We start from the raw sequence: 10,720 nt of genomic DNA on the forward strand, positions 1-10,720 counted from the left end.
AACGCTCCCGGCCGCCGCGGTGATCACCCGGACATCATGCCATGGCGGACACGCGGTTTCACGGACCAGCGCGTCTGTTTCAGTGCGCACCGCCCTCACCGGGGCGCCGCTGTTCCACCGGGCGCTGCTGTTTCAAAGGGCACACAGCGGGCATCCCAGACATATGCCGTACGTCGCCCGCAACGAAGTCCACGCCGCTCGAATCATCAGCGGCGTCGGCACGCTGTTCGCCCTCATCGAGGGCGTTTACATCCTGATGCTGGTCCTCAACGCCGACCAGAGCAACAAGTTCTTCACGTTCATCAAGGGGATTGCCGAACCTTTGGCACTGTTCTTCCCGGGGCTGTTCCACACCGGCACCCGGAACCTCGACATCGTCCTCGACTACGGCCTGGCCGCGGTCTTCTGGCTGGTCGTGACCGGTTTCATCGCACGGATGCTGGCGCGCTACTAGCCCGGCCGCGAGCGCGCGCTGCGCTCGCGGCGGAGAGCTGACCGTCAGAGCTTGACGATGGAGGTCAGCGGGTAATCACCCTGGCGCTCACGGCCTTTGAGGAAGCCCAGCTCCAGCACGACCGCCGCCGCGGCCACCTCGGCCCCGGCCGCGATGAACAGTTCGGCCGCCGCCGACAGGGTGCCGCCGGTGGCGAGCACATCGTCGAGCAGCAGGACCTTGCGGCCCTTCAACTCGATGCCGTCGGCCGGGATCTCCAGTGCGGCCGAACCGTATTCGAGGGTGTACTCGCGGGAGAGGACCGGCGGCGGCAGCTTGCCCGCCTTGCGGACCGCGATCACACCGGTACCGAGGGTGGCGGCCACGCCCGCGCCCAGCAGAAAGCCGCGCGCGTCCACGCCGGCCACCAGGTCGGCGTCGGGGGCGCAGGCGGCAAAGCAGTCCAGCACCGCGCGGAAGCCCTCGGAGTCGGCGAACACCGGGGTCAGATCCGCGAAACGCACACCCGGCGTCGGGAAGTCGTCACGCCAGCGGGTCAGCCGCTGTACCGCCGCCTCGGCCCGGGCGGCCCGCTCCCCCGCCACCTCGGCCGTCTCCAGCATCTCGTGCTTGCTCATCCGCACCCGCTCCTCATTCACCACGCCACCGCGGCTCTCACCGTTTCAGCACCCAGCGATCCATGTTCCAGCCCGCTCCCGCCTCGGTGGGGCTGGCGATGCCGTTCTCCATGCCGTCGCCGAACCCGATGGTGCGGGGGGCGGCGAACAGCGGAACCGACGGCATCTCGCTCCAGAGCAGGTTCTCCTGCTCGGTCAGCAGATTCAGCACCGTGCCCGAGTTGTCCTCGGCCGCAAGCTGATCCGCGATGGCATCGTAGCGGCCGTTGCCGAACCGGCCGAAATTCAGGCCCGCACCGGTACGCAGCGAGGCGATGGCGTCGGTTCCGGTCAGCGACCCCGACGGGCCCGGCATGCCGGCCGTGCCGCCCAGGATGGCGTCCACCTTGCCCTCGGTGAGCTGCGCGGCGGTGAAATCCGGTGCGCCCGCGTCGACCACGGTGATGCCCGCGGCCTTGCAGGCGTCGGCGATGGCGGTCACCGTGGCCGCGCGCCGCTCGTCCGGCTTGACGTAGCCGATGCGCACCGTCTGGTTCTGTACCCCCGACGACGCCGCGGCCTGGGTGGCGGTGGCGTCACCGCCCCGATACTTGTCACCCGCACCCGAGATCGACGGGTAGTACACCGAATCCTGTTGCACCGTGCGCGAATTCAACAGCCCGGCGCCCAGACCGAGCTTGACGTCGTAGCCCGGGTGCCCGAACTTGTCGAACAGCGCCTGCCGCGGCACGCACAGCGCGAAGGCCCGCCGCGCGTCCGCCGCCCCGAACACCCCGCCGGCACTCAGCACCAGCTGCTCGACCCCGCGGCCCGGCAGATTCTGCCTGCGGAACCCGCCCAGACTCACGTCACCCAGCGATCCGGCGCCCACATCGAGCACGCCGATCGACTTGTCGGAGACCTTCGACTTCAGGTCGGAATGCCGGTCCCACACCACGATCCGCGGCGTCCGCGGCTGATTGCCCCACCACTTCTCGTTCTTGACCAGCACCAGACCGTCCTTGTCACCGAACGAGTCGATCCGGTACGGCCCCGAGGACGGCAGCAGCGTCAGGTCCGCCTTGCCCGGGGTGAGCTTCCAGCCGTTGTTCCAGAAGTCGGCGATCCGCTCCAGGGTGGGCTGATCCCCGGTCTGCACCGGCGTCACCACGCTCGGGATCTTCACCTGCGTGGCGACCACGTGCGCGGGCATCAGCTCGGTGGCGTTGAAGAGCGTCTTCCACGCCGAATAGCGCTTGCCCGGCCGGAACACCACGGTGGCGTCCTTGGATCCCGGCTGGCAGTCAACCCGCTCGATATCGCGGTAGCCGTCAGTGCTCGCCGCGTCGAACATGGGCGCAGACCCGCCAGGACCGGCCTTGGTGAACCGTCCACTGCGGGCCGCCCAGGCCAGCACCAGATCGTCGCAAGAGGTCGCCACGCCGTCGGAGTAGACGCCCTCCGGCGCGAGCCGATACTGGATGGTCTGGGCGTCGCCGGGTACCTCCTTGGCGGTGCCGACATCGGTGTCGGCCACCGGCTGCCCGTCCGGGCCGGTGTAGAAGAACCCGGTCAGCACCCGCGAGAACACCGCGGCCGCACCGCTGTTGGCGCCCAGGGTGCTGCCGCCGTTGTAGCTGGCGACGACCGCGTCCACGCCGTACCCGATCGAAGGCACCTGGTTCTTGCTCGAGCACCCGGCCAGCGCGCCGGCGGCGAGAGCACCCGCCACCAGCGCGACGGTGGTCCGGCGCACGAACCCATGGTCTTGCTTCACCGTCGCAACCCCCCTGCGCTCAGTGCCGTCGCTGCTGTCGTTTCCCACTCGGCCGGGCTCCGGGGCGCGGCGCCCCGGCATTCTGACTGCGCGGCGCGTGATCGCGTCCGAAACCATTGGCCGAGGCGTCGCCACGGCCCGCGGCGCCGGCCCGCTCGGCGGCCGCCGCGCCGACCCGCGCCTTCGCGCCACCCGAGCGGCGGTTGAGCACCTTCTTGGTGTGCGCGGCCACCGGGCCCCAGGTCTCCTTGAGCGACACCAGCACCGGCACCGCGAAGAAGATGGACGAGTAGCCACCCACGATCATGCCGACCAACTGCACCAGCGCCAGGTCCTTGAGGGTGCCGACGCCCAGCAGCCACACCGCGATCACCAGCATGCCGATGATCGGCAGGATGCCGATGATGGTGGTGTTGATCGAGCGCATCAGCGTCTGGTTGGCCGCCAGGTTCGCCTTCTCCGCGTAGGTGTGCTTGGTCAGATGCAGCACGCCGCGGGTGTTCTCCTCGACCTTGTCGAAGACGACCACGTTGTCGTAGAGCACGTAGCCCAGAATCGTGAGCAGACCGATGACCGCCGCCGGCGTCACCTCGAAACCGACCAGCGAGTAGATGCCCGCGGTCACGATCAGGTTGAAGAACAGCGAGGCGATGGCCGCGATCGACATATCGCGTTCGAAGCGAATCGCGATGTACAGCATGGTCAATCCGACGAAGACCACCAGCGCCAGCAGCGCCTTCTTGGTGACCTCGCCGCCCCAGGTCTCACTGATCTCCGCGATGCTGATGGCATTGCGGTTGGCCTGGCCGTTGGAGTCCTTCGGCTGGAAAGTGTCGAACAGCGCGGTCTGCAGCTTGTCGGCCTGCTCGACATTCAGCGTGTCGGAACGGATCTGGATGGTCGCCGAGGACCCCGAACCCACCTTCTGCACGGTCACCGGATCGTGGCCGAGGGCGGAACGGTAGACGTCCTCGACCTTCGAGGTGGTGACGCTGTCCGAGGCGGGCAACTGGATCCGCGAGCCGCCCGCGAAATCGATGCCCAGTGTGAAGCCCTTGATTCCGATGCTGGCGATGGCGATCGCGATCAGCGCGGCCGCGATGCCGTAGAACAGCTTGCGCTTGCCGACGATCTCGAAGCCGCCGGTACCGGTGTAGAGCCGCTCGAACAGGCTGTGCTGCTTGCCCGAGGGCACCGACTCGTAGTCGAGTTCGGAATCGGAGTCGACGACGACGGGAGAGGACTTGGCCATGATCACGCCTCCTTCACCAGGACGCCGGCCGTCGCCTTGCGTTCCTGTGCAAGCTCTGCAATAGCGCCCAGGCCGTTCACCGACGGCTTCGCCCAGAACGGCGAGCGCGAGACCAGCATCATCAGCGGCGCGGTCACCAGGTACAGCACGATGACGTCGAGCACGGTGGTCAGACCGAGGGTGAAGGCGAAGCCCTTCACCTGCCCCGCGGCCAGCAGGTACAGCACCGCGGAGGCGATGAGCGACACCGTCTTACCCGAGAGGTTGGTGCGCTGCGCGCGCTGCCAGCCGCGCGGCACCGCCGACCGGAAACTGCGGCCCTCGCGCATCTGGTCCTTGATGCGTTCGAAGAAGACCACGAACGAGTCCGCTGTCATACCGATACCGATGATCAGACCCGCGATACCGGCCAGGTCGAGGGTGAACCCGATCCACCTGCCCAGCAGCACGATCAGCGCGTACACCGCCACACCCGCCGCGAGCAGCGAGAAACCCGCCAGGAAGCCGAGCATGCGGTAGTAGAGCAGGCAGTACAGCAGCACCGCCGCCAGGCCGATGGCGCCGGCGATCAGACCCGCGCGCAGCGAGGACATGCCCAGCGTCGCGGACACGGTCTCGGCCTCGGAGGTGCCGAACGACAGCGGCAGCGAACCGTACTTCAGGGTGTTCGCCAGTTCCTTGGAGGACTTGGAGTTGATGCCCGGACCCGAGATCGCGGTGCTACCGGAGAACTGGCCGCCCTCCTTGATCACCGGCGCGGAGACCACGCGGGAGTCCAGGGTGAAGGCGATCTGCTTGCCGACGTACTTGTTGGTGAGGTTGCCCCACTGGTCGGTGCCGCTCGACTTGAACTGCAGGCTGACCACCCACTGGCCCTGCTGCAGCACGCCGGAGGCGTCCTTGATCTCCTGGCCGTCCATCACGCTCTTGTCGAGCAGGTACACGGTGGTGCCGTCGGTGCCGCAGGTGACCAGCGGCAGGTTCGGATCGTCGTTGCCCTGCAACGGATCCGGCTTCGTGCAGTCCAGCGTGGCCATGGCCTGCAGCTGGGCGGTCTGGTCGGTGCTCTGGCGGGCCGCCTTCGCGGCCGCGATCTCCGCGGCGGTGGTCTGCTGCGGCGCGCCCGGCTTCGCCGGGGTCGACGGCGGCGCGGACGGGGTGGTCGGGGCCTGCGCCGGGAACACCCGGTTCTGCGGGGACTCGCCGGTGGTGGTCGGCGCGGGCGCCTCGCTGGTGGCGGGCGCGGTCTCGGCCGGCGTCGCGGCGCTCGGCTGCTGCTGCGCGGGGGTCTGCTGCGGCTGCTGCTGTGCCTGCTTGCCGCCCTGCGCGGGCGCGCTCTGCAGCACCGGGCGGAAGTACATCTTGGCGGTGGTCGCCAGCGTCTTCGCCTGTGCGCCATCCTCACCCGGGACGGTGATGACCAGGTTGTCGCCCTCGATGACGACCTCGGAGCCGGCCACGCCCAGGCCGTTCACGCGCTGCTCGATGATGTTCTGCGCCTGCTTCAGGCTGTCCTGGCTCGGCTTGCCGCCATCCGGGGTGCGGGGCGTCAGGGTGACGCGGGTGCCGCCCTGCAGATCGATACCGAGTTTCGGCGTGTGGTGCTGATCCCCGGTGAAGAAGATCAGCCCGAACATCAGAGCCACCAGCGCGGCGTAGATGCCGAGCAGGCGCAACGGGTGCACCGTTCCCTGAGAAGGTGGCACAGTACTTATCTCCTAGGCGGATTCGAAGGTGGAACGAGCGGGGCACACACCGCAGCGCCACCGGCCGCCGGGAATCCGGTGCGGCCGATGGCGCGGAGTATGTCAGTCCTTGGTCAGCCGAGGCGCGTCGGCGGCGGCTTCCGGGGCGGCGACGTGATCGTCGGCGACGCCGTTCGAAGACGCGGCCGCGGTGTCGGTCGGCAACGCGGCTTCGGTGCTCTCTGCAGTGGTGTCCTCGGTGGCGTCGTCGTCATTGCGCACCTCGCGGATCGACTGCCGCAGCCAGGTGGTGACGACTTCCTCGGCGATCTCCAGATCGACGCTGGTGTCATCGAGCTCGACCACGGTGCCGAAGAGCCCCGACGTGGTGACGACCCGGTCGCCGACCTTCAGGCTGTCCTGCATCTCGGTGACCTTCGACATCTCCCGCTTCTGACGGCGGACACCGAGGAACATCGGGATGAGCAGGGCAACCAGCAGCAGCGGCAGCAGAAGGTCCATCGTCGAAGTCAGCCCCTAGTAAGTGGTCGGTTGGGTGCGTTTCCCACACAGTCTGCCAGTAATCCCTGAGAGAACGCGCGGCGACCTGTTCTAGAGTTCACGCCCGTTCGCGCAGGGCTGATTCACCCATTCGCCCAGCTGCGCGGTCGGCAGCCGACTTTGCCGACCGCGCAGTCCACTCAGGCCGACTGCCCGTAGGTGTAGTCGTCGAGCGGGAAGGTGCTCGCTTCGCGGTGAGCGTTCAGGGTGCTTGTCGGGCGCAGCAGCGCGGCCTCACCGTGCTGGTTGAAGTAGTAGCTGCGCGCGGTGGAGCACTGGCCGCCGTAGAAGACGGACGAATCCAGCTTGCCGGTGACCCGGTCCAGGAATTCGGCGTTGGCGCGCTCGGTGACCTCGAAGACCCGCTCGCCGCGGCGGAACATCTCACCGAACAGGCGCGCCATGTGCTTCATCTGCGCCTCGATGGTGGTGAAGTAGGACAGGCCGCTGTAGGAGTAGGGGCTGTTGAGGCTGACGAAGTTGGGGAACTTCGGCACCGTGATGCCCTCGTAGGCCTGGAAACGGTTGTCGCGCCAGAACTTTCCGAGATCGATCCCGTCACGGCCGATGATCTCGATGGCCGGGAAGTTGACGTCCCACAGGTTGAAGCCGGTGGCCAGGATGAGGGTGTCGATCTCGGTCTTGTGGCCGTCGGCGGTGACGATGCCGTCGGGCTCGATGTGGTCGATGGAGTTGGTCTCCAGGCGCACATGCGGCTCGTTGAACGTCTTGAAGTAGAGGTTGGAGAAGGTGGGGCGCTTGCAGCCGAAGTCGTAGTCCGGCGTCAGCTTCTTGCGAGTCTCCTTGTCGCGCACCTGGGTTCGCAGATGCGCCCTGGCCAGCACGGCGGCGGCCTTGTTGAGCGGCTTGGCCTGCTTGAAGTGCAGCACGCCGACCACCATGAGCGCCTCCAGCATGGAGGTGTTGACCAGGCGAGCGGCCTTCTGCGTCAACGGAACTCGCGCGAACAACTGCTGCACCGCGGGCGGGATGGGGGCGTCGACCTTGGGGACGACCCAGATCGGAGTGCGCTGGAAGACGGTCAGCGCCTGCGCCTTCTTGGCGACCTCGGGGATCAGCTGCACGGCGGTGGCGCCGGTGCCGATGATGGCGGACTTGGTGCCGGTCAGGTCGAAGTCGTCGTCCCAGGCGGTGGTGTGGATGATCTTGCCCGCGAAGGTCTCGATGCCCGGGAACGGCGGGGTGTAGGGCTGCGACAGGAATCCGGTGGCGGCCATCAGGTAGCGGGCGGTGAGCGATTCGCCATTCTCGACGGCGACCACCCAGTGCTGCTGCTCCTCGTCCCAGCGGGCGCCACCGACGACGGTGTCGAAGCGCATGCGCCGGCGCAGGTCGTACTTGTCGGCGACGTGCTCGGCGTACTTCTTCAGCTCCGCACCCGGGGCGAAGAGCCGCGACCAGTTCGGGTTGGGCTCGAAAGAGTAGGAGTAGGTGACCGAGGCGATGTCCACGGCCAGGCCCGGGTAGTGGTTGACATGCCAGGTGCCGCCCAGATCGTCCTCCCGTTCGAGGATGACGAAGTTGCTCAGGCCGAGCCGATCCAGCTCGATGCCCGCACCCATTCCGCCGAATCCCGCGCCGACCACGATGGCGTCGTACTGAGGTGCCACGCCGAACCTCCTGCAAGAGCTGTGTCCGGACAACCGACCGCGCCCGAACGACTGAAGAGTGATGCACATGTCACGGAATGACATCTCATTCCGTTTGTGATCACCGTATCATCGGGCTCGTGACGAAGCCATCCTCGAGAATCGAACGGCGCAAGGCCGAACTCCGGCAGGAGATCATCGACACCGCGTTCGCGTGTTTCGCCGAGAAGGGCTATCACGCCACCGGCATCGCCGACATCGCCGGCGAGCTGGGTATCGGGCACGGGACGTTCTACCGGTACTTCGAGAACAAGCGCGACATCATCGACCACGTCATCGACGATCTGGCCGCGCGCATCATCGAGTCGCTGGGCACCGACAACGCGCCCGACGCGGCCGACAGTCTCGAGGAGTACCGGGCGCAGGTGGACCGCATCGGCGACGCGCTCAACCACATCTTCCTCGAGGACCGGCGGGTGGCGCAGCTGCTGCTGTTCCAGGCCACCGGGATCGACTCCGAACTGACCGCGCGGCTGTACGGGCTGCTCGACACCGCCGACTCACTCACCGCGGGGTACCTCGAGCACGGGGTCGAACGGGGTTATCTGCGTGCGGACCTCGACACCGTGAACACCGCGAGGGCGGTGACCGGCATGCTGCTGGCCGCCATCCTGCACGGCATCCGGACGCCGGAGGTGCAGGCGGTCGACGATCTCAGTCACGCCATCCGGCACCTGCTCATCGACGGTGTCCGCAAGCACTGACGCACGGCTGTCGTCCGTGCCGGACCAGCCTCTCCATGAACAGGCCCGCTTGCGCGGAGCCGCCGGATTCGCAAGGGGGCGGAGGTAATTCGGACATGAAGGCATTGGCACAATGACCCGCGTGACCCCCGACGACGTCCGCCGCACCCGGTTCGGCCATGCACCGTCCGGGCCTCACGGCTACCACCCCGCCCAGGTGGACGCCTTCTGCGCACGCATCGCCGACACCATGCTCGGCCGCGACCATCTCTCCATCGCCGACATCCGGCACATCGAGTTCGACGGGCCCCCACCCGGACACCGTGGCTACGACATCGACGAGGTCGACGACTTCCTCGACCACGCCTGCATGGAACTGGAATACCTACGCCGCGGCCGCGGCCGCCTCCCCGCCGGCCGCACCGGCGACACCCTCACCCACGACGACGTCCTACGCATCCACTTCTCCGCTCCCCTTCATGGTTTCCCCGGCTATCTGGCCGACGAAGTGGGCGCGTTCCTCGACCGCCTGGCGGCGACGCTGGCCCACCACGGCCCCAACGGCCTCACCCCGAAGGACGTCCAGGACATCACCTTCCACCTCGCCCCCGCCGGGGCGCCCGCCTATCATCGCGAAGAGGTGGACGCCTTTCTCGACCTGGTGGTTCACCAGCTCGAGAGGTCCGAAACATCCCGGCACTGACACCCGAAGGCGGAGGAGAATCTCCATCGGACGTCCCGCGCGTCGGGACCTTGGGCCCTGCCTCCGGAAGAGCCGGCGCAACAGACTTATCGTTATGCGTAAACGATTCGAGTTGGTCTTCAACATGTCCTATCTGGCGGTCATCTGGGGGCTGGTGATCGCCATGCGGCGCAATCGCGACCGGGTCTCGCCCGAGCAGCGGGAAACCGCGGCGCGATTCGAGGAGGCGTTCACCCTGCTGGCGACCGGCGACACCGCGCACCTGGCGTTGCGGGCGGTGTCCATGGCGCGGGGTGAGGACCGTGGATATCTGAGCGTCCGGGGCCGGCGGGCGAGTCTGATCGGGCTCGGGGAGATGGCCACCTCGATCACTATCACCCTGTTCTACGTGCTGTCGCTGGATGCCTGGCGGCTGCGGTTCCGCCGGTCCTGGGACGGATTCACCAGAACACTGCTCGGGCTGTCGTTCGTGCGGTTGATCATGCTGGCGACCCCGTTCAACAACTGGGACAGGGACGAGACGCCCACCGGTTACGGCGTGGACCGCAATCTTCCGCTGCTGGCCGTGGGCGCGGGCGAGATGTACCTGATGCGCCGCGAGGCCACCCGCAACGGCGACCGCACCTTCGGCTTCCTCTCCTCCGCCATGGCCGCGTCCTTCGCCTGCTATCTGCCTGTCATCCTGTGGGCGCGCCGCATCCCCCAACTGGGCCTGCTCATGATTCCCAAGACCCTCGCCTACCTGGCCATGGCCTTCCGCGTGTACGCCGACTTCTTCCGAGGCACAACGGAATCGACCGAATCGAAATCTGCGGCAACGACCTCCGGCGCCGACCTCGCCCCGGCACCGACGCCGCCGCTCGGCTCGCCGCACTGACCGCACCGGGCCGCGACCTCTGTGACAGGCGGAGACCACAGCTCACTCCGATCGGATCGGCGATGCGAACGCTGCCGCACGGTGGACGTCAAATTGGTGACCGGGGTGACGGCCAACACCACGCTCGACGTCCTCTTCGATCAGATGACCCACTATCCGTTCGGGCATCCGGGAGTCGACTTCATCGGGGGTGACCGCGCGTGCGCCCAGCCCTCTTGTTCGAGATCCAAACCCAGCGTCTGACGCAGGAACGGCACGACATCCTTCGCCGCACCGCCCTTCGGCAGGGAGCGGTCGCAAGCCTCGATGATCAGCCGTGAATCCAACGCCGACAGTTGCTTTTGCAGGTCTCCACCCGCTGCATCAACTCCACCACATCGCTGTCGGCGAACGCGTCGAGATTTGTGTGGAGGACGGAATTCGACAGGGCCTCGACGGCGGTAGCCAGTTCTGCGATACCGC

General features: G+C 67.4%; 11 protein-coding genes. 5 read left to right on the top strand and 6 right to left on the bottom strand.

Annotated elements, in window-relative coordinates:
* Positions 1–82 precede the first annotated feature (82 nt).
* Entirely contained in the window at positions 83–454 is a 372-nt protein-coding gene (locus ON33_RS12635; RefSeq protein ID WP_218001416.1) for a hypothetical protein, read from the top strand.
* A gap of 44 nt (positions 455–498) precedes the next feature.
* Here ON33_RS12635 and ON33_RS12640 read toward each other — a convergent pair whose 3' ends face one another.
* The 6 genes from ON33_RS12640 to ON33_RS12665 all read right to left on the bottom strand — a co-directional run bounded on the left by ON33_RS12640 (position 499) and on the right by ON33_RS12665 (position 7,956).
* Complete coding sequence (locus ON33_RS12640) at positions 499–1,071, bottom strand: adenine phosphoribosyltransferase (RefSeq protein ID WP_051152005.1); 573 nt, start codon at positions 1,069–1,071, stop codon at positions 499–501.
* A gap of 37 nt (positions 1,072–1,108) precedes the next feature.
* Positions 1,109–2,827, bottom strand: a complete 1,719-nt coding sequence (locus ON33_RS12645) for an ABC transporter substrate-binding protein (RefSeq protein ID WP_040858725.1) — start codon at positions 2,825–2,827, stop codon at positions 1,109–1,111.
* Positions 2,828–2,846: 19 nt separating this feature from the next.
* Positions 2,847–4,079, bottom strand: coding sequence for a protein translocase subunit SecF (gene secF, locus ON33_RS12650; protein ID WP_040858727.1), 1,233 nt, complete (start codon positions 4,077–4,079; stop codon positions 2,847–2,849).
* Positions 4,080–4,081: 2 nt separating this feature from the next.
* Positions 4,082–5,785 carry a protein translocase subunit SecD gene (secD, locus tag ON33_RS12655; protein WP_083868909.1) on the bottom strand — a complete coding sequence of 568 codons (1,704 nt, stop codon included), beginning with the start codon at positions 5,783–5,785 and terminating at the stop codon, positions 4,082–4,084.
* Positions 5,786–5,887: 102 nt separating this feature from the next.
* Positions 5,888–6,286, bottom strand: a complete 399-nt coding sequence (yajC, locus tag ON33_RS12660) for a preprotein translocase subunit YajC (RefSeq protein ID WP_040858644.1) — start codon at positions 6,284–6,286, stop codon at positions 5,888–5,890.
* Positions 6,287–6,465: 179 nt separating this feature from the next.
* The gene (locus tag ON33_RS12665; protein WP_040858646.1) at positions 6,466–7,956 is read right to left on the bottom strand and encodes a flavin-containing monooxygenase; all 1,491 of its coding nucleotides are present in this window, start codon (positions 7,954–7,956) and stop codon (positions 6,466–6,468) included.
* A 77-nt stretch (positions 7,957–8,033) separates the two neighbouring features.
* On the opposite strand from ON33_RS12665, the gene ON33_RS12670 reads away from it, so the two are divergent.
* From ON33_RS12670 to ON33_RS41155, 4 genes are all read left to right on the top strand, one after another.
* Positions 8,034–8,699: a TetR/AcrR family transcriptional regulator gene (locus tag ON33_RS12670; RefSeq protein ID WP_051151981.1), complete on the top strand. Its 666-nt coding sequence runs from the start codon at positions 8,034–8,036 to the stop codon at positions 8,697–8,699.
* Between the two features lie 121 nt (positions 8,700–8,820).
* Positions 8,821–9,381 (top strand): DivIVA domain-containing protein, encoded by a 561-nt coding sequence (locus tag ON33_RS12675; protein WP_169336804.1) that lies wholly within the window; start codon positions 8,821–8,823, stop codon positions 9,379–9,381.
* Between the two features lie 94 nt (positions 9,382–9,475).
* Entirely contained in the window at positions 9,476–10,258 is a 783-nt protein-coding gene (locus ON33_RS38180) for a hypothetical protein (protein ID WP_051151982.1), read from the top strand.
* An 81-nt stretch (positions 10,259–10,339) separates the two neighbouring features.
* On the top strand, positions 10,340–10,501 hold the full coding sequence (locus tag ON33_RS41155) for a hypothetical protein (protein WP_157184501.1): 162 nt from the start codon (positions 10,340–10,342) through the stop codon (positions 10,499–10,501).
* The last annotated feature ends 219 nt before the right edge of the window (positions 10,502–10,720 follow it).

Origin of the sequence: Nocardia niigatensis NBRC 100131, assembly GCF_000308655.1 — a bacterium.
GTDB classification, from domain to species: domain Bacteria; phylum Actinomycetota; class Actinomycetes; order Mycobacteriales; family Mycobacteriaceae; genus Nocardia; species Nocardia niigatensis.

Bases quoted from the DNA above. Each gene is read 5' to 3' on its own strand.
- yajC (WP_040858644.1), bottom strand. From the start codon at position 6,286: ATGGACCTTCTGCTGCCGCTGCTGCTGGTTGCCCTGCTCATCCCGATG.
- ON33_RS12670 (WP_051151981.1), top strand. From the start codon at position 8,034: ATGACATCTCATTCCGTTTGTGATCACCGTATCATCGGGCTCGTGACG.
- secF (WP_040858727.1), bottom strand. From the start codon at position 4,079: ATGGCCAAGTCCTCTCCCGTCGTCGTCGACTCCGATTCCGAACTCGAC.
- ON33_RS12640 (WP_051152005.1), bottom strand. From the start codon at position 1,071: ATGAGCAAGCACGAGATGCTGGAGACGGCCGAGGTGGCGGGGGAGCGG.
- ON33_RS38180 (WP_051151982.1), top strand. From the start codon at position 9,476: ATGCGTAAACGATTCGAGTTGGTCTTCAACATGTCCTATCTGGCGGTC.